The 22,888-nt window shown below is 67.8% G+C and carries 13 protein-coding genes; 2 read left to right on the top strand and 11 right to left on the bottom strand.

Annotated elements, in window-relative coordinates; genetic code table 11:
• Nucleotides 1–89: 89 nt before the first annotated feature.
• From LZD57_RS03140 to LZD57_RS03150, 3 genes are all read right to left on the bottom strand, one after another.
• Nucleotides 90–2,069 carry a PhoX family protein gene (locus LZD57_RS03140; protein ID WP_233717668.1) on the bottom strand — a complete coding sequence of 660 codons (1,980 nt, stop codon included), beginning with the start codon at nt 2,067–2,069 and terminating at the stop codon, nt 90–92.
• A gap of 220 nt (nt 2,070–2,289) precedes the next feature.
• Nucleotides 2,290–3,240, bottom strand: a complete 951-nt coding sequence (locus LZD57_RS03145) for a DMT family transporter (protein ID WP_233717669.1) — start codon at nt 3,238–3,240, stop codon at nt 2,290–2,292.
• 202 nt (nt 3,241–3,442) lie between these two features.
• Entirely contained in the window at nt 3,443–5,752 is a 2,310-nt protein-coding gene (locus LZD57_RS03150) for a xanthine dehydrogenase family protein molybdopterin-binding subunit (protein ID WP_233717670.1), read from the bottom strand.
• A 293-nt stretch (nt 5,753–6,045) separates the two neighbouring features.
• Between LZD57_RS03150 and pepN the strand changes: the two genes are divergently transcribed.
• The gene (gene pepN, locus LZD57_RS03155; RefSeq protein ID WP_233717671.1) at nt 6,046–8,700 is read left to right on the top strand and encodes an aminopeptidase N; all 2,655 of its coding nucleotides are present in this window, start codon (nt 6,046–6,048) and stop codon (nt 8,698–8,700) included.
• A gap of 131 nt (nt 8,701–8,831) precedes the next feature.
• The gene (locus LZD57_RS03160) at nt 8,832–11,246 is read left to right on the top strand and encodes a sensor histidine kinase (protein ID WP_233717672.1); all 2,415 of its coding nucleotides are present in this window, start codon (nt 8,832–8,834) and stop codon (nt 11,244–11,246) included.
• Between the two features lie 6 nt (nt 11,247–11,252).
• Here the strand turns inward: LZD57_RS03160 and LZD57_RS03165 are convergent, their stop codons facing one another.
• From LZD57_RS03165 to ccmI, 8 genes are all read right to left on the bottom strand, one after another.
• Nucleotides 11,253–14,213 (bottom strand): bifunctional [glutamine synthetase] adenylyltransferase/[glutamine synthetase]-adenylyl-L-tyrosine phosphorylase, encoded by a 2,961-nt coding sequence (locus LZD57_RS03165; protein ID WP_233717673.1) that lies wholly within the window; start codon nt 14,211–14,213, stop codon nt 11,253–11,255.
• Nucleotides 14,206–15,624, bottom strand: coding sequence for a sensor histidine kinase (locus tag LZD57_RS03170; RefSeq protein ID WP_233717674.1), 1,419 nt, complete (start codon nt 15,622–15,624; stop codon nt 14,206–14,208). The genes LZD57_RS03165 and LZD57_RS03170 overlap by 8 nt, the downstream gene beginning before the upstream one ends.
• A gap of 87 nt (nt 15,625–15,711) precedes the next feature.
• Complete coding sequence (locus LZD57_RS03175; RefSeq protein ID WP_275949669.1) at nt 15,712–16,428, bottom strand: response regulator transcription factor; 717 nt, start codon at nt 16,426–16,428, stop codon at nt 15,712–15,714.
• 219 nt (nt 16,429–16,647) lie between these two features.
• Nucleotides 16,648–18,174: a Do family serine endopeptidase gene (locus LZD57_RS03180; RefSeq protein ID WP_233717675.1), complete on the bottom strand. Its 1,527-nt coding sequence runs from the start codon at nt 18,172–18,174 to the stop codon at nt 16,648–16,650.
• A 244-nt stretch (nt 18,175–18,418) separates the two neighbouring features.
• Nucleotides 18,419–18,910, bottom strand: coding sequence for a cytochrome c-type biogenesis protein (locus LZD57_RS03185; protein WP_233717902.1), 492 nt, complete (start codon nt 18,908–18,910; stop codon nt 18,419–18,421).
• Between the two features lie 10 nt (nt 18,911–18,920).
• Nucleotides 18,921–20,903, bottom strand: a complete 1,983-nt coding sequence (locus LZD57_RS03190) for a heme lyase CcmF/NrfE family subunit (protein ID WP_233717676.1) — start codon at nt 20,901–20,903, stop codon at nt 18,921–18,923.
• Nucleotides 20,900–21,394, bottom strand: coding sequence for a cytochrome c maturation protein CcmE (gene ccmE, locus LZD57_RS03195; protein WP_233717677.1), 495 nt, complete (start codon nt 21,392–21,394; stop codon nt 20,900–20,902). The genes LZD57_RS03190 and ccmE overlap by 4 nt, the downstream gene beginning before the upstream one ends.
• A complete protein-coding gene (ccmI, locus tag LZD57_RS03200; protein WP_233717678.1) occupies nt 21,391–22,641 on the bottom strand; it encodes a c-type cytochrome biogenesis protein CcmI in 1,251 nt (416 codons plus the stop codon). Before ccmI ends, ccmE begins: the two co-directional genes overlap by 4 nt.
• Nucleotides 22,642–22,888 lie beyond the last annotated feature (247 nt).

The raw sequence follows: 22,888 nt of genomic DNA on the forward strand, positions 1-22,888 counted from the left end.
CATGCCCGGCGCCTCGAGAAGCGTCGGACATGGCCGTATGTGCCGCTAAATCTTCGGGCCGCCGGGGCGGCCCGGAAATTTGCCGCCGATCAGGCGCCGATCTTGCCGCCGCCCTGCCGGGTGATCGCCAGGACCGAGGGACGGACCGGCATGTCGTCGCGGAAATCCGGCCAGCGGGTCGACAGGTCCTCATAATAGGACGGCCGGCCGAAGCCTTCCCAGTCGTCGCCGCCGTCACCCGGATGCTGGACCGCGACGAAGAAGGTCGCAAGGTCCGGCGTCGGCAGCGGACCGCACATCTCCGCGCCGACCGGAACGCGGAAGAAGAGTTTCGACGTCGCCTGGTCGCCCGAGGTATCGACCGCGAAGAGGCCGTCGGTGCGACCGTGTTCGGGCGACAGTCCGTCGGTCGCCACCCACAGGCGGCCGTCGGCGTCGACGGCGCAGTTGTCCGGCATGCCGAACCAGCCGTTCTTCGTGGTTTCCGTCGAGAAAGTCGCCCCGACTTCGGCCACGGAAGGGTCGCCACACTTCACCAGGATCTCCCAGCGCCCGCTCGTCGCGGCGAAGTCGCCGCCCTCCTCGGCGATCTCGACGATGTGGCCGAAGGCGTTGTCGACGCGCGGATTGGCGGCGTTCGCTTCCTTGCGCTTGGTGTTGTTGGTGAGCATGACGTAGACGCGGCCGGTCTCGCCGTCGGGACCGATGTCCTCCGGCCGGTCCATCGGCGTCGCGCCGAGGAGATCGGCGGCCTTGCGGGTCTCGATCAGCACGTCGGCCTGGCTCTCGAATCCGTTTTCGGCGGTCAGCGGGCCCTCCCCGAAGGTCAGCGACAGCCAGCTCATCGTGCCGTCCTCCTCGAACCTGGCGACATGGAGCGTGCCGTCGTCGAGAAGGGCCATGTTGGCGGCGCGATCGTCTGGGTCGTAACGGCCGGCGGTCACGAACTTGTAGACGTAGTCGAAGCGCTCGTCGTCGCCGAGATAGAAGACGACGCGGCCGTCCCTCGCGACGACGTTGTCGGCACCCTCGTGCTTGAAGCGGCCGAGCGCGGTGCGCTTCTTCGGGACCGAGTTCGGGTCGTCGACGTCGACCTCGACGACCCAGCCGAAGCGGTTCGGCTCGTTCGGCTCTTTGGAGACGTCGAACCGTTCGTGGAAATTGCCCCATTCGTAGGAGCCTTCCGGAACGCCGTAGCGCTCGTAGTTGGCGGCCTCGCGGTGGCCCTCCGGCAGTTCGCCCATGAAGTAGCCGTGGAAGTTCTCTTCCGCCATGATGTAGGTGCCCCACGGCGTGACGCCCCCGGCACAGTTGTTGACGGTTCCGATCACCTTCTTGCCGGTCGCATCCGCCGAGGTCTTCAGGCGGTCGTGGCCGGCGGCGGGGCCGGTCAATTCCATCTCGGTGTCGGAGGTGATGCGGCGGTTCCTGGCGCCGTCGCGCACCACCCGCCACTTGCCGCCGTCCTTACGGATCTCGACGATCGTGCCGCCATGGGCAGCCATCTCGACGTCGACGCGGTTGCGATCGGCCGGAGCGACCTCGACCTTGCCGTCGGCGACCGTCACGATCCCCGGGAACATCAGATGCTCGTTGGTGTATTCGTGGTTGACCACGAGCATCCCGTGCTCCGAGGAGCCGTCGATCGGGATGTAGCCGACATAGTCGTTGTTGTAGCCGAACTGTCGGGCCTGCGCCTCGGGCGTTTGCTTCGTCGGATCGAATTCCGGCGAATCGGCGAACAGCGGATCGCCCCAACGCAGCAGCACGTCGGCGTCATAGCCCTCGGCGACGTGATGGGTCTCGTCGACGCCTGCCTCGACCTCGGTGAAGGAGAATTGCGGCCCGCTCTGCGCCTTGGCCTTTTCGGCGGTCATCAGCGCCATCGGGCTGACCGTCGCGGCGATCGCCGTCGCCGCCAGCGAACCGCGCAGGAAGCCGCGGCGGGAGAACCGCGCCGCGATGATCTCGCCCATCGTGCGGTTGCCTGTCGGATTGAGGCCGTCGCCGTCCGCCTCCTCCAGCCGGCTCGTGCGGAAAACCGAACGGTTCGATGTCTGGTCGTTCATCTCAGATACCCCGTTGTCGAAATGCGTCCGCCGCAACCGGTCGATCGCCGACCTCGCGAGTTTCGAACGCTTCCAGAGTGGTATGGATTCGACGTAACAGGATCGTGACGCAGGCGGCCGGGACGGGGCGGACGAGGGCTGCGACGGGCCGAAACGGACGCGGCTGCGATGCCGCCGGAGGGCGGCGGAGATCGCGATGTCGGCCCGATGATCGGAGCTGTCAGCTGCCGCCGGGCGGCGAGACGCGGCGTGCCTTTCGCCGCTCGATGCCGAGCCGATGCTCGCGCCAGATGATGAAGATCCCGGCCGAGACGACGATCGCGGCACCGAGGACCGTCGTCCATGCCAGAGGATCGCCGAAGAGGAAGACCCCGATGGCAATGGCGAGGATCAGCGAGGTGTATTCGAAGGGCGCGATCGTCGAGGTGTCGGCGTAGCGGTAGCTCGCCGTCAGGAGCAGCTGGCCGACGCCGCCGAAAAGCCCGGCCACGACGAGCGCCGCCGCCTCGCGTGGGGCGGGAACGACCCAGCCGAAGGGAGCCGACAGAAGCGCCAGGAGCGACGAGGTCAGGGAGAAGTAGACGACGATCGTCGCGGTCTTCTCCTTCTTGACCAGCCGCCGGATCTGGATCATCGCGACGGCGGCGAAGCAGGCGGCGCCGAGCGCGCCGAGGGCACCCAGCGCTTCGGCGCCGCCGATCCCGCCCGCCGAAAAGAGGCTGAGATTGGGCGCCGTCACGACGCAGACGCCGACGAGGCCGATCGCCACCGCGGTCCAGCGATAGGCCCGCACGACCTCCTTCAGGAAGATCGCCGCGAAGACCACCGTCAGAAGCGGCGCCGCGTAGGAGATCGAGATCCACTCCGGATAGGGTAGCCGCGCCAGGGAGTAAAACGACAGGATCATCGAGGTGACGCCGACCAGCCCGCGCAGCATGTGGCCCGGCAGGTCGTCGGTCACCAGCGAGCGCCGCAGGTCACCGAGCCAGGCGAGGTAGATGACGACCGGGATCAGCGCGAAGAACGAGCGGAAGAAGACCACTTCGCCGGGCGGAACATCCTCTCCGACGGACTTGATCAGGGTCTGCATCGCGACGAAGACGACGACGGAAATGCATTTCAGGCCGATCCCCAGCGTGGGGTTCGGGTCTACCGGCGGCGACATCGCCATGGTCTGTTTTCTGCCTGCGGCGGTTGGGGCGCGCAGACACCTTCGTTCTCGATCGGAAAGACGCCGCCCGCGGGGATCTGCGACGGCGGATCGGCGCCGGGCGAAATGAGGTTCTAGAAGAAAACTGAACAGAAATGGTTACGATTGTCCTGACGCGTCGCCGATCTTCTCGGCGGCGACGCGCCGTGTTTCGGCCGGTCGCTCAGACCGCAGCAGCCGCACCTTTCAGCGCGTCCCATACCCTGGAGGGCGTTGCCGGCATGTCGATGTGGTCGACGCCGGCCGGCCTCAGCGCATCGGCGACGGCGTTCATCACCGCCGGAGCGGCCCCGATCGTTCCCGCCTCGCCGGCGCCCTTGATGCCGAGGGCGTTGGTCGTCGAGGGCACGTTGCGGGTCTTGAAGTCGAACATCGGCAGGTCCCAGGCGCGCGGCATGGCGTAGTCCATGAAGCTCGCCGAGACGAGCTGGCCGTCCGGCGAATAGACCGTGTCCTCCATCAGCGCCTGGCCGAGCCCCTGGGCGACGCCGCCGTGGATCTGGCCGGCGAGCAGCATCGGGTTCACCGTCACGCCGAAATCGTCGACGATCGTGTAGGCGACGATTTCGACGGCACCCGTTTCAGCGTCGATCTCGACCTCGCAGATATGTGTGCCGTTCGGATAGGTGCATTCGTCTTGCTTGAACTCGCCCGTCGCCTTCAGGTCGTCCGGGCTCTTGGCGGCCGCCGCAAGTGCAGCGAAGTCGATGGCGCGGTCCGTGCCGGCGACGCGGGCGAAGCCGCCCTCGATCTCGATGTCGGCGGCTGCCGCCTCGAGTTCGTCCGAGGCGAGCTTCTTGATCTTCTCCGCCAGCGCCTGGCTGGCGCGCCGCACCGAGACGGCGCCGAGCGGGATCGAGCGCGAGCCGCCGGTGCCGCCGCCGGTCGGCGTGTCGTCCGTGTCGCCCTGGCGCACGTCGATCCTGTCGTAATCGAGCTTGAGCGCCTCGGCGACGAACTGGGCATAGGCCGTCGCATGGCCCTGGCCGTTCGTCTGGGTGCCGATCTTGACGCTCACCCGGCCGTCCGAATGGAGCTCGGTATAGGCCGGCTCGGAGCCCGGAAAGGCGCAGGCCTCGACATAGGTCGCCATGCCGATGCCGCGCAGCTTGCCCTTGCCGGCTGCCGCGGCGCGCCGGGTCTCGAAGTCGTCCCAGCCCGACCGGCGCATGCCCTCCGCCATGTGGCCGGCGAAATCGCCGGTGTCGTAGAGCCGGCCGAAGGCGGTCTTGTAGGGAAGCTGCTCCGGCTTGATGAAGTTCTTGCGCCGGATCTCGTCGCGCCCGACGCCGAGCTCGGCGGCGCATTTGTCGACCAGCCGCTCGATCAGATAGGCCGCTTCCGGGCGCCCGGCGCCGCGATAGGCGTCGACCGGCACGGTGTTGGTGTAATAGACGTCGCAGGCGACGTCGATCGCCGGAATGTCGTAGAGGCCGGTGGCCATCGACATGCCGAACCAGGGGATCATCGGCCCGTATTGCGAGGAATAGGCGCCGAGATTGGCAGCGATGCGGATCTTGAGGCCGGTGAAGCGGCCCTCCGCGTCGATCGCCATCTCGCCGGAGACGACGTTGTCGCGCCCATGGGTGTCGGTCACGAAATGCTCGCCGCGGTCGGCGGTCCACTTCACCGGCCGGCCGATTTTCTTGCCGGCGAAGAGCACCAGGGCGTATTCGCGATAGAGGAAGGCCTTGGTGCCGAAGCCGCCGCCGACGTCGCGGGTGAGAACGCGGATCTTCGACGGGTCGACCTTGAAGACGACCTTGGCCAGAGTGTCGCGCAGGCCGTGGACGCCCTGGCTGCCGGAGGTCAGGAGATAACGGTCCTCGCCCTCGACATATTCGCCGATCGCCGAGCGGACTTCCATGTAGTTGCAGACGAGCCGGTTCTGGACGAGATCGATCCGCACGGTCCGGGCGGCGGCCTCGAACGCCGCCCCGGTCGCGGCGACGTCGCCGACATGCATGCGGCCGGCGACGTTGCTGCCGGCTTCCGGCCAGACCAGCGGAGCCCCCTCGCCCATCACCGCCTCGAGATCCGCCACGGCGTCGAGCGGCTCGTACTCGACCGCGACGAGTTCCGCCGCGTCCTTCGCCTGCATCGCCGTGTCCGCGACGACGAAGGCGACGGCGTCGCCGACGTGCCGCACGGTGTCCTTGCAAAGGACCGGGGCGTTGCGTGCCGCAAACGGGTTGCCGTCGGCCATGGCGGGCTTGCCGAGGCAGGGAATGTCGCCGAGTTCGGCGACGTCGGCATGGGTCAGCACCAGACGGACGCCCGGGGCCGCCTTCGCCGCTTCCAGATCGGCGATGGTGAAGCGGGCGCTCGCATGCGGCGAGCGCACCACGGCCGCATGCAGCATGTCCGGCCGGCTCTCGTCGTCGGTGTACTGGCCCGCGCCGCGGATCAGGCGGTCGTCCTCGAGGCGCAGCACGGAGGCGCCGAGGCCAAATTTCGGTGTCATGACGGTCATGGCGAATTCCCCCGGGAGACGAACGATCGTGTCGGCCAGCACTGGCGATCGCGACAGCGCAGCCCATCGAGCGAAGCATTCCCGGAAGGACTTCGCGCGATGGGTCTTGTCGACAATTATTGCACGAGAGGACTCCCGTCGAGGGCGGCGGCGCCGCAAGGGCGAAGAACCTCGTCCCGCATCTCCGCTTTCCGGCTTCGAGGCCGACGGCGCAGGCGACGACTTGCGCTTCGCGGCGGCAAGGCTCATTGCGAACGGGAAGACCTCGCCACCGCGACGAAAGGACAGCACCGATGCAACGCACCGAAGACGGCCAGATCGTGAAGCTCACCGACTACCGGCCGACCGACTTCGTCCTTCGCGGCGTCGACATGACGCTGAAACTGTTCGAGGGCCATACCGACGTCGTGACGATCCTGTCGCTCGAACGCCGCGAAGGCGTTCCCGCCGACGCGCCGCTCAGCCTCGACGGCGACGAGCTGATCCTGGCGAGCATCGCCATCGACGGCGAGACGCTTGCCCCCGCGCGCTACGAAGCGACGCCGGAGAGGCTGGTCGTCAGGCAGCTTCCCGAGACCGGCAACTTCGAACTCCGGCTGGAGACGCGGATCGCCCCGGAGGAGAACACCAAGCTGATGGGGCTCTACCGTTCCAACGGGATCTGGTGCACGCAGTGCGAGGCCGAGGGTTTCCGCCGCATCACCTATTTTCCCGACCGGCCGGACGTGCTGGCGCCCTACAGGGTGCGGATCGAGGCCGAGAAGGCGGTTGCGCCGGTGCTTCTGTCGAACGGCAATCCGATCGAATCCGGCGAGCTTCCCGAAGGCCGGCACTATGCCGTCTGGGACGACCCGTTCAACAAACCGTCCTATCTCTTCGCCGTCGTCGCCGGCGATCTCGACGCGCTGCACGACAGCTTCGTGACGACGAGCGGCCGGACGGTGTCGCTGGGCGTCTATACGGAGAAGGGTCGCGCTCCCCAGGCAGCCTACGCCATGGACGCGCTGAAGCGCTCGATGGCCTGGGACGAGCGGCGCTTCGGCCGGGAGTACGACCTCGACGTCTTCAACGTCGTCGCCATCGCCGACTTCAACATGGGGGCGATGGAGAACAAGGGGCTCAACGTCTTCAACCACAAATACGTCCTCCTCGACCAGGACATCGCCACCGACACGGATTACGCCGGCGTCGAGACGGTCATCGCCCACGAATATTTCCACAACTGGACGGGCAACCGCATCACCTGCCGCGACTGGTTCCAGCTGTGTCTGAAGGAAGGGCTGACGGTCTATCGCGACCAGGAGTTTTCCGCCGACGAACGCGAGCCGACGGTGCAGCGCATCGCCTCGGTCCGGCGGCTGAAGGCGCATCAGTTCCCCGAGGACCAGGGCCCGCTGCAGCATCCGGTGCGTCCCGGCGAATACCGCGAGATCAACAACTTCTACACGGCGACGGTCTACGACAAGGGCGCCGAGGTGGTGCGGATGATCGCCACGCTGCTGGGCGCGGCGGACTTCCGCAAGGGCATGGATCTCTATTTCGAGCGCCATGACGGCGATGCGGCGACGATCGAGGATTTCGTCGCCTGTTTCGAGGCCGCCTCCGGCCTCGATCTGTCGCAGTTCGCGCTCTGGTACGCACAGGCCGGCACGCCCACCCTCTCCGTGACGGAACGCTGGGACCCGGAGGAGAGGCGGCACACGGTCAAGCTTCGCCAGAGCCTGACGCAGGGCGCCGCCGGAACCGGCACGGAGCCGATGGTGCTGCCTGTCCGCTTCGGGCTCGTCGGCGGCAACGGCGAGGACAGGCAGGCAGCGGCCGAAGTTTCCGGTGAGGCGCGGCTGAAAGACGACGTGATCGTCCTCACCGGACGGGAGGCGACGATCACCTTCGGCGGCCTGTCCGACCGGCCCTACCTCTCGGTCCTGCGGGACTTCTCCGCGCCGGTCATGCTCGAACACGAGCAGAGCGAGGCCGAAAGGCTCGCCCTCGGTCGGCTCGACCCCAATCTCTTCAACCGCTGGCGGGCCCTCGACGACTTGATCGCCGAGGCGTTGACCACTGCGGCGCGGCGCCCCCTCGGCGACGGCGAACCGGCGTTGAAGGCCGCGATCGTCGACGCCCTTCTGGCCTCGGCCGACGACGAAGACCTCGCGCCGGCCTTCCGGGCCCAGGCGCTCACCCTGCCGGGCGAGAGCGACGTCGCGAGGCAGATGCGCGAGAACGTCGATCCCGACCGGGTGCACGAGGTGGTCGATGCCGCCCGCGTCACGATCGGCGCGAAGGGCCTTGCCATGTTCGAGCGTCTCAGTGCCGGAGCGTCCGCAACGGAAGCCTTCTCGCCGGATGCCGAAAGCGCCGGGCGCCGGGCCCTCGCCAACGCCGCCCTCGCCTATCGCTGCGCCGCGACCGGCGACCCGGACGCCGCCGTCGCCCAGTACCGCGCGGCGAGCAACATGACCGACCGGCTAGGCGCCCTGGCGATCCTCGCCCACCGCTTCGCCGGCGAGGCGGCCAGCGAAAGCGCCCTCGACGACTTCTTCCGGCGTTACGAACGCGACGATCTCGTTCTCGACAAATGGTTCGCGCTGCAAGCCACCGCACCGACATACACCGCCGTCGAGACGGTCGAGCGCCTCGCCAACCATCCGCGCTTCACAATGCGCAATCCGAACCGCGTCCGCACCGTCCTCGGCAGCTTCGCCGCCGGCAACCAGGTCGCCTTCCACCGTCCCGACGGCGCGGGCTACCGGTGGGTCGCGGAGAAGCTCGCCTCCCTCGACCGGATCAATCCGCAGATTGCCGCCCGGATCGCCACGACTTTCCGCGCCTGGCGGAGCTTCGAGCCGGCCCGGCGGGCCAAACTCGACGAGACCCTGCGTCAACTCTCTGAAATAAAAGGACTTTCCAAAGATCTGCAGGATATTGTGGATCGCTCACGGAAATAATCGTCCGACTTGTTGAAAAATTTACGCATCCGAGTCCGTCAGCTATGGACAAGGCGATTCGTGTCTGATCAATTCAATACGATTCGGTAATGCGGATGCCGAATTGTTGATGCGGCGACGAGGGGACTTTGATGCGAGCGGACGCGTCCAGCGCACCGAACGGGGAAGGTGTGCTCGAATGGCTGGGCTTTTTGGGGCGCGATCGAAAGGCCACGGGATCGCCCTGGCAATTCGACGACGGGCCGGAGGACGACGGATCGGGCCCCGGCGACCTCTTCCTGTCGCGGCGTGTGATCCCGGCTCTCGTCCTTCTGTTCCTGGTGACGCTCGCCGCTTCGCGGCTGGCGCTCACGCTCGGTGACCGGTCGTCCTACGTCGAAGGCGCTCACAAGGATCTGGCGACCGTCACGGCGCTGCTGACGACCAGCCTCAAACTCGTCGAAGCCAGCGGCGCCAGCTTCGATCGCGAGCCATTCGTGGAGCAGTTGGCGGCCAGCGGCATCCTGCCCGCCGGCGCGCTGCTGTTCGTCACCGACCGGGACGGCATCGTCGTCGCGACACTTCCCGTTCAGGCGGATCTGGTCGGCAGGAGCATCTATGGCTTCGTCTCCGACCCGCGCGAACTTCTCGGCGTGGACGCGGCCGACCAGATCCTGAACGTCGGCTTCAGGGGCGGCAAGGCGATCGCCGCCACCGCCGATCTTCCGGTCGACGGCGGCAAGATCAGCCTGTTCTGGCCGGAGGCCGACTATCTGGCGGACTGGCGCCAGAAGACGGCGATCAGCGTTTCGCTGTTCGTCCTGACCGGCGCGATCCTGCTTCTCGTGCTGAAGGCCTATTTCCGCCAGTCGCGCCGCGCCGAGGATTACAGCGGCCTCTTCAACGAGGCCCATCAGCGGATCGACGTCGCCTTGTCGCGGGGCAAGTGCGGACTGTGGGACTGGGACATCGGCCGGGGTCAGATGTACTGGTCGCGCTCGATGTACGAGATCCTCGGCATGGAAGCGATCGACGGCGTGATGGCATTCGCCGACGTCGCGCCCCTCCTGCATCCGGACGACGGCGGCCTGTTCCATCTCGCGCGACGTGTCGCGGCAGGGGAGATCGAGCACTTCGATCAGGTCTTCAGGATGCGCCGGGCCGACGGCTCGTACATCTGGATCCGCGGACGGGCGAACGTCACGCGGGGGACGGACGGCGAAGTCCATCTGATCGGCATCGCCGCCGACGTCAGCGAACAGAAGGAGCTCGTCCGCCGCACCGACGAGGCCAATCACCGGCTGAAGAACACGATCGAGAACATCTCCGAGACCTTCCTCCTGTGCGACCACGAACGGAGGGTGGTCGTGTGCAATTCGATCCATCGCAAGACCTTCGGCCTCGAAGAGGCCGACGTCGCCGCCGGCACCCCGGTCGACAAGGTCCTGCGCAAGGCGCGCCGGCCGATCCGCCAGATTACCCTCGACGGCGACGAGCAGGGGGGCGGACAAAGCGCCGTCGAGGCGCAGATGCCGGATGGGCGCTGGCTGCTCATCTCGACCCGTCCGACGGCCGACGGCGGCACCGTGTGGGTCGGCACCGACATCACCCAGATCAAGCATCACAAGACTTTGACGAAGGACTCCCGGCAGAAGCTGCTCGCGACCATCGCCAAGCTGGAAGCCGCCACCACCGACGCCGAGCGCAAGGCCGACCAACTGAGCGAACTCAATCTGCGCTACATCGTCGAGAAGGAACGGGCCGAGAGCGCGTCGCGGGCGAAGACCACCTTCCTCGCCAACATGTCCCACGAGCTTCGCACCCCGCTCAACGCCATTCTCGGCTTTTCCGACATCATGCGGCAACGCACCTTCGGTGCGATCGGCGACAAATACGCCGAATATGTCGACGACATTCATACCAGCGGCACCCACCTCCTCACGATGATCGACGACGTCCTGAAGATGGCGACGATCGAATCCGGCCGGCTCGAACTGTTCAGCGAGGAGGTCGAGCTGAGCGAGATCGTCCGGGAAAGCGCCGCGATGATCGAGCCGCTCGCCAAGAAGAAGAACATCGCGCTTTCGATCGAGACGCCGGAGACGCTGACGATGGTTTCGGACCGGAGAGCGACCTCGCAGGTGGTGCTGAGCCTCCTGTCCAACGCCGTGAAATTCACGCCCGACGGCGGCACGGTGCGGTTGCGGCTGCGGCAGGTCGGACCGTCCGCCGCGCTGACCGTCGCCGATGACGGGCCCGGCATCCCGCAACCGGCGCTGGCCGAACTCGGGCTGCCCTTCTCTCAGGTCGGCAACGCGCTGGTGCGCTCGAACTGCCACGGCGCCGGTCTCGGCATCGCCATCGCCAAGGCCCTGATCAATCTCCATGGCGGCAGATTCCGCATCGGCTCCAAGGTCGGCGACGGGACCATCGTCAGCCTGAGGCTTCCGATGACGGCCGAGCCGGAGGCACGCGGCGGCGAGACATCGACGGCAACGCCCGCGACGCGCGTGGCGAGAACGCAGCGCCGCGTCAGAAAGGCCGAGGGCGCCCGCGCCGCAGCCTGAGGCGGCTCAGGCGGTCGGCGCGCCGAGGACGCTTTCGAAGGCGGCGCGCACGCGTGTGGTTTCGGCCTCGAGCCAGGCTTCCAACCCCTCCGGACCATCGAGACCGACCGCCCGCGCGATCGCCCGGGACAGACCGATCGGCACGTCCGCGACATGGCGCACGTCCGAAGGCCCGAGGCGCAGGAGCTGGACGATCCGGGTGAAGCCGTTCATCGACCCCGCCAGTGCCTTGCCGTCCGCGGCCCGGCCGAAATCGGCCGCCGCCAGCACCGCCTCGCTCGGCGCACCGCAAAGGCCGAGATCGGCCTTTCCCGTCAAGAGCGCCCACTGCGCCAGGAACTCCAGGTCGATCAGCCCGCCCGGCAGAAGCTTGAGATCGAGGGACCCACGCGGCGGCTTGCCGGCTTCGATCCGCTGGCGCATCGCCGCGACGTCCTTCGTCGTTTCGTCGGACTCGCGCGGTTCGGCCAGAATGGCGCGGATCGTCTCGGCGACCTCGCCCATAAAACCGGTATCGCCGGCGACGACGCGGGCGCGGGTCAATGCCATCCGCTCCCAGGTCCAGGCTTCGCCCTCCTGATAGCGCCGGAAGGCACCGAGATGGGTGGCGAGGGGACCCTTGTTGCCGGAGGGTCGAAGGCGGAAATCGACGTCGTAGAGGATGCCCTCGCGCATCGGTGCCGTCATCGCCGCGATCAGGCGCTGGGTCAGCCGGGCGAAATAGGCGCTCGGGGCGAGCGGCCTCTTGCCGTCGGAACCTTCGGCTCCCTCCTCGTGATCGTAGAAGAGGATGAGGTCGACGTCCGAACTCGCCGTCAGTTCGCGGCTGCCGAGACGGCCCATGCCGAGGAGCGCGGTCCGCGCGCCGGGGACCCGTCCGTGGGCCAGCGCAAACTCGGCCTCGACCGCAGGAAGCGTCGCCTCGAGAACGACGTCGGCGATGTTCGAGAAAGCCGCGCCGGCCTCGTCCGCCTCGACGATGCCGCTCAGCATCCGAGCCCCGACGAGGAACCGCTGCTCCGACGCGAAGATCCGCAACCGGCCGAGCACGTCCTCGTAGTCGCGGGCGAGGCCGAGAAAGGCGGTGAGCCGCTCGCGCAGGAGGTCGCGGGTCGGGACCTCGCCGAGAAAGGCGGGATCGAGCAGCGCGTCGAAGACGTGCGGCCGTGCGGCGATCGTCTCGCGCAGGGCGGGCGCCGAGGTGATGACGTCGGCGAGGAGTTCGAGGATCTTCGGGTTGGAGGCGATCAGCGAGAAGAACTGGACGCCCGACGGGAGCCCGGCCAGGAACCGGTCGAACGCCATCAGCGCGTTGTCCGGGTCCTGCGCCCTGGCGAAGGCGGAGATCAGCGTCGGCAGGACTTCGGTGAGCCGCGCGCGCGCCGTCGCGGTCAGCGTCGCCTTGTAGCGGCCGAGCGACCAGCCGTGCACCACCCGCGCGATGTCCTCCGGCCGGCCGTAACCGAGGGCCGCGAGCGCGGCGATCGCCTCGGCGTCGTCGCCCGAGCGCGCAAGCCGGCGCAGAGCGTCGTCGTCAGGCCTTTCCGACGCGGCCCCGCGGGTTTCGGTGAACAGCCGGCCGAAACGCCGGTCGACGCGTTTCAGGCAAGGCAGCAACGCTTCGCCGAGCGTCGCCTCGTCCGCAAAGCCGGCCAGCCGGGCGACGGCGCGCAGCTTGGTCGGGTCTTCCGGCAACGTGTGGCTCTGTTCGTCGGCCAGCATCTGGATCGCGTGCTCGACGCGGCGCAGCAGCCAATAGTCGCCGGTGAGTTCGCTCGCTGTCGCAGCGTCGATCCAGCCGCCGACCGCGAGCGCCGCCAGCGCGTCGTCGGTGCGCCGCGGCCGGAGCTTCGGTGCCCTCCCCCCGGCGATCAATTGCTGCGCCTGCGCAAAGAACTCGACTTCGCGGATGCCCCCGCGGCCGAGCTTGACGTTGTGGCCCTTCAGCCCGACCGCATCGAAGCCGCGGTGCCGGTCGATCCGCTGCTTCATGTCCTCGATGGCGGCGACAGCGGCAAAATCGAGATATTTGCGCCAGACGAAGGGCCTGATCTCCTTCAGGAAGCGCTCGCCCGCCTCGACGTCGCCGGCGATCGGCCGCGCCTTGATCATCGCCGCGCGCTCCCAGTCGCGCCCGGACCCCTCGTAGTAGGTGAGCGCCATGGCCGTGGAGATCGCCACCGGCATCGCGCCCGGATCGGGGCGCAGCCGCAGGTCGACCCGCGCGACATAGCCCTCGCCCGTCCGCTCGGCGAGGATGCGCGTCAGCCGCCGCACCATCCGCGACAGCGTCTCCGGCGCGTCGAGCGGATCGCCGGTCAGGCCTTTCGTCTCGTCGTAGAGGACGATGATGTCGATGTCCGAGGAATAGTTCAGCTCGTGGGCGCCGAGCTTGCCCATGCCGAGGACGAAGACGCCGCAGCCCTTTTCCGGATCGTCGGGGTGAGGCAAGACGATCTTTCCCCGCGCATGGAGGTCGCGCAGGCAGAACCGGAGCGCCGCGCCGACTGCAGCAGCGGCGAAATCGGACAGGGCGCGGGTCGTGGCGTCGGGCGTCGCCGCGCCGAAGACGTCGGCAAGGCCGAGAAACAGCGCGACGCGGCGCTTCGCCCGGCGCAGCGACGCCATCAGCGTCTGCTCGGTCTCGTCCGGACCCGGCAGGCGGGCCACCGCTTCGATCGTCTCGCGCGTCAGCTCCGCGGCGGAGCGCGTCGTCAGCTCTTCCAGCCAGTCGGGGTCCTTGAAGGCGATGGCGTTGAGATGGGGAGAGAGATCGAGGACGGCGACGAGGCGTTCCGCATCGAGGTGGTCGCCGGCAAGCAGCCGGCCGAGATTTTCGAGGCCGCGGTCCGATGCGAGCGCCTGGAGATCGGCGCGCCAGCGCCCGGCGGTCTCGTCGTCGAGTGGCGCGGGCCGGTTTTCCCCGCCGATCAGAAATCCACCCTCGCCGCCCGAAATCTCAGCCATCGCCTCGCTCGCCCGCCTGCCGTTCGTCCATCGGAACTTCCAGACAAACGGTAAGGCCCGGAGCGGCATCCGCAAGGAGGAGGCGTCCGCCATGGATCCTGGCGATCGCCTGGACCAGCGACAGGCCGAGCCCGGAGCCCGGCATGGAGCGGCTCTTGTCGAGCCTGTAGAAGCGCTCGATGACCCGCTCGCGCATGTCGGCGGGAATGCCCGGCCCGTCGTCGCTGACGCAAAGCCGCCAGTCCGCCTCGTCCTCCGTCAGGGCGACGCGGATGCGCGTCTGCCGGTCCGGCGCGGCGGCATATTTCAGGGCGTTGTCGAGAAGATTGGACAGCGCCTGGGCGATCAGCTCGCGGCTCGCATAGGCCTTCAGCGTCGGCGGCACGGTCAGAACCAGTTCGGCCGCGGCGTCCTCGGCGAGAGGCTCGTAGAGATCGACGACGTCGGCGACGATGGTGGCGAGATCGATTTCCGACTTCATCACCTGGTCGGATCCCGCTTCCACCCGCGAGATCATCAGCAAGGCGTCGAAGGTCCGGATCATCTGGTCGCACTCGGCGATCATCTGGTCGAGCACCTCGCGCGCTTCGCGGGCGTCCGGCGGCGCCGACAGCGCCGCTTCCGCACGGGTGCGAAGCCGGGTCAAAGGCGTCCTGAGATCGTGGGCGATGTTGTCGGAGACCTCCTGCAGACCGACCTGCAGGAGCGAGATCCGGGCGAGCAGTGTGTTCAGATTCTCCGACAGGCGATCGAACTCGTCGCCCGCGCCGGTGACCGGCAACCGTTCGGTGAGGTCGCCGGAGAGGATGCGGGCACTCGCCGCCGTCACGCCGTCGAGCCGCTTTAGCGCGCTGCGCCCGACGAAGAACCAAGCGATCAGCGCGGCGACGCCCATCAAAGCGAGAGCGAGGATCAGCGCACTCTGGACGACACCGCGAAAACGCAGCTGCTCGCTCTGGTCGCGCCCGACGAGGACGCGCATGCCGTTGCGCAGCGCCACGACCTCGGCGATCGCCAGATGGAAGCGATCACCGGTCTCGTCGGAATAGCGCTCGTAGGAAAAGGCATCCGGCGTCTGGCCGCGATCGTCGAGGACGCCGGCCTGCAGGCTCGCGACGTTGCCGGCGAGGATGCGTCCCGCCGGGTCGGTGACGAGATAGAGCGAGGCGCCCGGCTGCCGCGAGCGCCGGTCGATCGTCCGCACGAGGCCGATGATGCCGCTCTGCTGGTAGACCTGTTCGAGATCGGAGAGTTCGTCCGAGATCGCCTGCCGGCTCTGCTCTTCGACGATGGTCGAGGCCGTCGCCGTGACATAGACCACCAGCACGACGGCGCAGATGGCGAACAGCAGGAAATAGACCGCCGAAAGCCGGACGGCGGTCATGCGCATCAGTGAGCGGAAACGTCCCATGCGGCCGAGATATGGGCTGGAGAGCGGAAGGCGAGACGCCGTCTGGCAGCGACGGCGAGACGGCGGGCGGGCGCCGGGGCGGAGCGGTCAGTCCCCGGCGCGCATGATGTAGCCGGCGCCGCGCACGGTATGGAGGATCGGCGAGCCGAAGTCCCGCTCGATCTTGGAGCGCAGCCGCGAGATGTGCACGTCGATGACGTTGGTCTGCGGGTCGAAATGATAGTCCCAGACGTTTTCCAGGAGCATCGTCCGGGTGACCACCTGGCCCGCGTGCTTCATCAGATATTCGAGCAGACGAAACTCCCGCGGCTGCAGGACGACCGGCTTGCCGGCCCGGCGGACCTCGTGGGAGAGGCGATCGAGTTCCAGATCGCCGACGCGGTAGGAGGTCTCGACGTCCTTCGCCCCGCGCCGCCGGCCGAGCACCTCGACGCGGGCCAGGAGTTCGGCGATCGCGAAGGGCTTCGACAGATAGTCGTCGCCCCCGGCGCGCAGCCCCTTCACCCGGTCGTCGACCTGGCCGAGGGCCGAAAGGATCAGCACCGGCGTGCGATGGCCGCTTTCCCGCAGTTTCGCGATGATCGAGAGACCGTCGAGCTTCGGCAGCATCCGGTCGACGATGAGAACGTCGTAGCCTCGCGTTTCGGCGACGTGCAGCCCCTCTTCGCCGTCGGCGGCGTGGTCGGCGACGTGGCCGGCCTCCTTGAGCGCCTTTACGAGATAGGAGGCTGCCTCGCGGTCGTCTTCGATGATGAGGATTCGCATGGACTCCGTCGACACGGTGGCGAGTGCTGCTTCAGTCATGGTTCACGCCTCTAGATCGACGTTCGTCGTCCAAAATCAATGCGCGATCGACCCGCGCCCGGTTTCCGGGCGATGCCGGAAAGCGGCGGCCGACGGACCGCGCGGGGTCGTTCTGCACGATGATGGCTCGGAAAGACGGCAGCGGGCGCCGGCGACCGGTCACCCGTCTGCCCGAAGTCCGGGGAGCGACGCCGCTCCCCGGACTTCGTTGCAGCTCGATCAGCCCTTGGAGATCGGCAGGGCGACGAAGCGGTTCTGTTCGCCCTGGCGGAGCTGGAAGAGCGCCGCCTTCCGGCCGGACTTCGCGGCATCGGAGAGCGCCTGGCTGACGTCGCCGCGGCTCCGCACCGATTTGCCGTTGACCGAGACGATCACGTCGCCGGGCTGCACGCCCTTTTCGGCGGCGGTCGAATCCGGGTCGATGTCGGTGACGACGACGCCCTGGCCGTCCTCGGACGGGGTGAGCGTCAGACCGTATCCCGACAGGGACGACGGATTGGTCGGAACGCGCTGGTCCGGTCGGCCGCTCGCCGAAGCCGCCTCGTCGAGACTGGCGAGATTGCCGAGCGTCACGTCGACCGTCTCGGCCTCGTTGTTGCGCCAGAGCGAGACCTCGATCTTCGTGCCGGGACGCTCGTTGCCGATGACCCGGGCGAGTTCGCGCGGCCCGTCGACGGTCTCGCCGTTGACGGCGGTGATGACGTCGCCGGTCTGGATACCCGCCTTCGACGCCGGCGTCTCGTTGTCCGGCAAGGTGACGATCGCGCCCTTGGCATCGGCAAGTCCGACCGCCTCGGCGATGTCGTCGGTCACCGGCGCGATCTGTACGCCGAGCCAGCCGCGCTCGACCGTGCCGTTCTCCTTCAGCGACTGGACCACGTCCTTGGCGACCGAGGCCGGGATGGCGAAGGCGATGCCGACATTGCCGCCCGAGGGAGAGAAGATCGCCGTGTTGATGCCGACGACTTCGCCGTTGAGGTTGAAGTCGGGGCCGCCCGAATTGCCGCGATTGACCGCCGCGTCGATCTGCAGGAAGTCGTCGTAGGGGCCGGCGCCGATGTCGCGGCCGTGGGCCGAAACGATGCCAGCGGTGACCGTACCGCCGAGGCCGAACGGGTTGCCGACCGCGACCACCCAGTCGCCGACGCGGACCTTGCTGTCGTCACCCCAGGCGACATAGGTGAACTTGTGGTCCGGCGCGTCGACCTTGAGAAGGGCGAGGTCGGTCCGCTTGTCCGTGCCGATCAGCTTGGCCTTGTACTCGGTGGTGTCGTCCATCACCACCGTATAGTTCGAGCCGCCGTCGACCACGTGATTGTTGGTGACGAGATAGCCGTCCTCGGAGATGAAGAAGCCGGAGCCCTGGGCGACGGCGTGGCGCGGCAGCTGCCGTCCGCGCGGCGTGCCGGGAAAACCGGGGCCGCCGGGAATGTCGAAGAAGCGGCGCAGCGGATGATCCTGCGGCAGATTGTCGAACGGGTTCTGCATCTGGTCGTCGCCGCCGTCGTCCGCCGCCGGCTTGACGTCCTCGTCGACGCGAACCGAAACCACCGCCGGCGAGACCTTCTCGACCAGATCGGCGAAGGTCGGAAGCTGCTGCGGCGCGTCGACACGCACCGGCTCGGCAAAGACGGGGACCGTGTTGACGGCCATGCCGCCAGCCAGAGCCGCACCCGCGACGCCCGCCGCCAAGGCGCCCGCCAGGAAACGGCTGCGCTTCTTCCGGGGCTGTTGATCCTGTTGCATCCTGGTTCCTTTCAAGAGTCTTCGAGAAGAAATGGGACAGGGTCGGCGATATCGTTCCGCCGTCCCGTCCGATGAAAGGGAACTTAGTGTCCGCCATCTTACGGGAGATTTTCTCGGGGATGAAAAGTCGGTAAGGTTCACCGGTTGCCGGGGCGGTTCGGCGAGGGCGCGAGCGCCGGCCGAAAAGGACCGTTTCGAAGGTCTTGCGCCGACGCGGCCTTTTTTTTCACAGCGAGGTGGAGCCTCACCTCCGCCCGGCGGTGATCCTTTCGATCGCCGCTTCTTCCGCGGCCGACAGTTCGGTCGGTCCGCGTCGCTTGCGCCGCCCGGAGATGGTTGCGAGCGCGAGGAGGCCGCCGCAAAGAAGAACGACCACGGGCGTCGCCCACAAGGCGAGATTGGCCCAGTCGAAACGCGGTCTCAACAAGACGAACTCGCCATAGCGCGAGACCAGATAGTCGATCACTTCCTCGTCGGTGTCGCCGGCCTTCAGGCGCTCGCGGACCAGGAGCCGAAGATCCTTGGCGAGATCGGCATTGGAATCGTCGATCGACTCGTTCTGGCAGACCAGGCAGCGCAACCCGGCCGAAAGCTTGCGGGCCCGCGTTTCGAGCGCCGGATCGGCCAGCATCTCGTCCGGATTCACGGCGAAGGCCGGCGTGACGAAAACGCTCGCCGGCGCCGAGACGACGATGAGCAGGAGCGCGGCGAGGAAAACGGCGAGACGGCGGCGCATCGGCATGCCCTCAAGCCTCCGCCAGCGACGCCTTGCGGCGGCTTCGCTCGGGAGCCCCGACACGCAAGCGCCGGTCGGCGAGCGAAAATGCGCCGCCGACCGCCATGAAGACGGCACCGATCCAGATCAGCGTCACCAGCGGCTTCCACCAGATCCTCACGACGATCGACTGCTTGTCTGCCGACGGATCGCCGAGCGAGACGTAGAGCTGCGAGAAGCCGTGGGTCCAGATGCCGGATTCGGTGGTGGTCATCTGGCGGACCGGGAAGAACCGCTTCGAACTGTCGATCTCGGTCATGACCACCCCGTCCCGGCGCACCGAGAAATGGACCGCCTGAGCATCGAAGTTCGCGCCGGGCCGCTGCGCGATGCGATCGAAGGTCAGCGAATAGCCGGCGATCTCGACGCTGCTGCCGGGCGCCATGGTGGTGATGACTTCCTCCTGGAAGCTCGAGACCGAGACGATCCCGAGCAGCGTGACGCCGAGCCCGAAATGCGCGAGTGCCGTGCCGAAGGCCGAGCGCGGCAGGCCGACGAAACGGGCAAGCCCCGTCCGCCAGCCCTTCTTCAGGAACGCCGCACGAGAAAACAGGTCCGTCAGGCTGCCGAAGAGCAGCCAGAAGGCGAGCGCGAACCCGAAGGCGGTGAGGATCTTCGTCCCGCCCGTATAGGCGAGAATGCCGACGAGGGCGGCAAGCGCGCAGCCGGCGGCGAAGTAGAGGCGCTGGGCCGCGCCGAGAAGATCTCCTCGCTTCCAGCCGAGCAGCGGACCGAAAGGAACGGCGAATAGCAGCGGCACCATCACCGGGCCGAAGGTCAAATCGAAGAACGGCGCCCCGACGGAGATCTTCTCGCCCGCCACGACCTCGAGAAGCAGCGGATAGAGCGTTCCGACGAGCACCGTCGCGGCTGCAGTGGTCAGGAACAGGTTGTTGAAGACCAGCGCGCCCTCGCGGCTGATCGGCGCGAAGAGCCCGCCCCCCTCCAGCGCCGATGCGCGGAGGGCGAAGAGGACCAGCGCCCCGCCTATGAAGAGGCAGAGGATGGCGAGGATGAAGACGCCTCGCGCCGGATCGGTGGCGAAGGCATGGACGGAGGTGAGGACGCCGGAACGGACCAGGAAGGTGCCGAGCAGCGACAAGGAGAAGGTCAGGATCGCCAGAAGGATCGTCCAGATCTTCAGCGCCGCGCGCTTTTCCATCACCAGCGCCGAATGGAGCAGCGCCGTCCCGGCCAGCCAGGGCATGAAGGAGGCGTTCTCGACCGGATCCCAGAACCACCAGCCGCCCCAGCCGAGTTCGTAATAGGCCCAGTAGGAGCCCATGGCGATGCCCAGCGTCAGGAAGATCCAGGCGATCAGGGTCCACGGCCGCACCCAGCGCGCCCAGGCGGCGTCGATCCGTCCGTCGATCAGCGCGGCGATGGCGAAGGAAAAGGCGATCGAGAAGCCGACATAGCCGAGATAGAGCATCGGCGGATGGATCGCGAGGCCGACGTCCTGGAGGATGGGATTGAGGTCCTGCCCTTCCATCGGCGCCGGGTCGAGCCGCTGGAACGGATTGGACGTGAGAAGGATGAACAGGAGGAAGGCGGCGAGGATCCAGGCCTGAACGGACAGAACGTTGGCCTTCAGCGTCGCCGGCAGATCGCGGCCGAACAGGGCGACGAGTGCGCCGAAGAACGCCAGGATCAGCACCCACAGGAGCATCGAGCCCTCGTGGTTTCCCCAGGTCGAGGTGAACTTGTAGAGCAGCGGCTGCCGGGAGTTCGAATTCTCAAAGACGTTGAGCACCGAGAAGTCCGACGTGACGTAGGACGCCATCAATGCCGAGAATGCGATGGCGATCAGGACGAAGCCGCCGGAGGCGGCGATCGTGCCGGTCTCCATCAGCCGCTGGTCGCCCCGCCTTGCGCCGAGCATCGGCAAGACCGACTGGACGAGCGCCACCGACAGCGACAGGACGAGGGCGAAATGGCCGATCTCGACGATCATGAGCCCGCTCCCACCGGGGCGGCCGACACCGTCTCCTCCGGCTTCTTGACCAGCCCCTTGCCGTCTTCCCAAAGGCCGCGGGCCTTGAGGTCGTCGACCACTTCCTTCGGCATGTAGGTCTCGTCGTGCTTGGCGAGCACGGTGTCCGCGACGAAGACGCGGTCCGGCCCGAGCGTTCCCTCGGCGATGACGCCCTGTCCCTCCCGGAAGAGATCCGGCAGGATGCCGGTATAGGTCACGGGAACGCTGTCGACGGTATCGGTGACGGAGAAGGTGACGTGGGACGATCCATCGCGCTTCACCGTGCCTTCCTCGACGAGGCCGCCGAGCCGGATGCGCTGGGTGGGACCGGGAACGTTTTTCACGAGATCGGTCGGCGACTGGAAATAGGCGACCGAACTCGACAGCGCGGTCAGGACCAGCCCCGCCGCGGCGCCGACGACGACGAGCATCGCTCCGATCGAATACAATCGCTTGGCCTTGCGGGTCATCGGGACGTCGACTCCTCTTCCCCGGAGAGACCGATCTCTCCCGCAAAAGCGGCGATTTCGCGAGCTGCGGCGGACTCCTGCGGGAACGCCCGGCGGGCATCGGCGAGCGCCGCCTTCGCCTCCTCGGTCTTGCCGAGCACCGTATAGGAGCGGATCAGCCGCTTCCAGCCCTCGACGTCGTCGGGGCTCTGTTTGAGCCGCGCGGCGAGCGTCTCGACCATCCCCTCGATCATCGCCTGCCTGTCGCCATTTGACATCTGCGAGGCCGCCTCGACCGCAGCGGCGTCCGGCCCGACGAGGCTATCCCCGCCGCTCGCGACGCCGGGCGGCGAGCCCGGTTGCGCGACGCCGGCTTCTTCGGTCGGCGCCCCGCTCGCGGTGGCGGGTGCAGGCTTGCCGAGCCGCTGACGGGCGTCGGCGAGGCCCGCCTCGGCGATCCGCATCCAGGGGGCATTGGGCGGGCTCTCGGAGATCAGCTCGGTCCACCGCGTCTCGGCATCGGCGGCGCGCTGCTCCTGCGAGGCGTCGAGGGCGAGGAAGAACTTCGCCGGCAGATAGGACGGGTTGATCTGCAGCGCCCGCTCGAAGGCGGCCTTGGCATCCTCGGTGACCTCGCCCTTGGCGATCTCGGTCAGGGCCTCGCCCAGCCCGCCGAAGCGGCTGGCCGACGGGCCGTTGAGTTCGATCGCCTTGCGATAGGCCTCGGCCGCATCCGCCTGGCGGTCCATTCTCAGATAGATTGGCGCCAGCACGTCCCAGCCGCTGCCGTCGGAGGGATCCTGCTTCAGCCGCGCCTCGGCCTTCTCGACCAGCCCGGCGAGGTCGAGATCCTTCTGCTGCGGCTGTTCTCGTAGCGCCAAAGGCCGATCGGGCAGCGACGGAGCGCCGACCGTGTCGTAGAAGACGAAGGAAATGGCGGGAAGCATGACTGCGATCGAAACGGCGGCCGCGAGAATCACCGGGCGCTGGAAGCTTCGAACCGCACGGCCGCCCTCTTCCGGCGATTGCGCCCGTCCGGCCGCGCGCAACAGGCGCCGGCCGATCTCGGCACGGGCCGTGGCCGCCTCGGTCTCGGCAATGGTGCCGCGCTCGAGGTCACCGTCGAGTTCGCGCAACTGCGCGGCATACACCTCGACGTCGTGGTCTGGCGCCGCGTGGGCGCCTTCGTCCCTTCCGCGCAGCAGCGGCCAGACGATGGCCAGAGTGACGACGGCCGTCATCGCGGCTGCAACGATCCAGAAAACCATGCCCGACACTTACGCGCGCCGCGCGGCGCAAACAATGGCAAACCGCGGCGCGCTTCCTCCCATCTTCCCCGCCGGCGCAGGACCGGCAGGCTCGGGATCGAGACGGACCGATCGACCGTCCCGAAGAGCCGGATGCCGCGCCGACACTCGCCGGCCCGATTATCAAACGCCCGGAGGCCTGCCCATTCACTTCATCCGGAGATTCGCGTCGAGGACCGGAAATGCGAGCGTCTCGGCACCGGGCCAC

The organism is Jiella avicenniae (assembly GCF_021390325.1).
GTDB lineage: Bacteria > Pseudomonadota > Alphaproteobacteria > Rhizobiales > Rhizobiaceae > Jiella > Jiella avicenniae.

Excerpts from the sequence above, each read along its gene's own strand:
- LZD57_RS03150 (WP_233717670.1), bottom strand. The coding sequence starts at position 5,752 with ATGACCGTCATGACACCGAAATTTGGCCTCGGCGCCTCCGTGCTGCGC.
- LZD57_RS03185 (WP_233717902.1), bottom strand. The coding sequence starts at position 18,910 with ATGCGCCGCCGTCTCGCCGTTTTCCTCGCCGCGCTCCTGCTCATCGTC.
- LZD57_RS03180 (WP_233717675.1), bottom strand. The coding sequence starts at position 18,174 with ATGCAACAGGATCAACAGCCCCGGAAGAAGCGCAGCCGTTTCCTGGCG.
- LZD57_RS03175 (WP_275949669.1), bottom strand. The coding sequence starts at position 16,428 with ATGACTGAAGCAGCACTCGCCACCGTGTCGACGGAGTCCATGCGAATC.
- pepN (WP_233717671.1), top strand. The coding sequence starts at position 6,046 with ATGCAACGCACCGAAGACGGCCAGATCGTGAAGCTCACCGACTACCGG.
- LZD57_RS03165 (WP_233717673.1), bottom strand. The coding sequence starts at position 14,213 with ATGGCTGAGATTTCGGGCGGCGAGGGTGGATTTCTGATCGGCGGGGAA.
- LZD57_RS03170 (WP_233717674.1), bottom strand. The coding sequence starts at position 15,624 with ATGGGACGTTTCCGCTCACTGATGCGCATGACCGCCGTCCGGCTTTCG.
- ccmE (WP_233717677.1), bottom strand. The coding sequence starts at position 21,394 with ATGACCCGCAAGGCCAAGCGATTGTATTCGATCGGAGCGATGCTCGTC.
- LZD57_RS03190 (WP_233717676.1), bottom strand. The coding sequence starts at position 20,903 with ATGATCGTCGAGATCGGCCATTTCGCCCTCGTCCTGTCGCTGTCGGTG.
- LZD57_RS03145 (WP_233717669.1), bottom strand. The coding sequence starts at position 3,240 with ATGGCGATGTCGCCGCCGGTAGACCCGAACCCCACGCTGGGGATCGGC.
- LZD57_RS03140 (WP_233717668.1), bottom strand. The coding sequence starts at position 2,069 with ATGAACGACCAGACATCGAACCGTTCGGTTTTCCGCACGAGCCGGCTG.
- LZD57_RS03160 (WP_233717672.1), top strand. The coding sequence starts at position 8,832 with ATGCGAGCGGACGCGTCCAGCGCACCGAACGGGGAAGGTGTGCTCGAA.
- ccmI (WP_233717678.1), bottom strand. The coding sequence starts at position 22,641 with ATGGTTTTCTGGATCGTTGCAGCCGCGATGACGGCCGTCGTCACTCTG.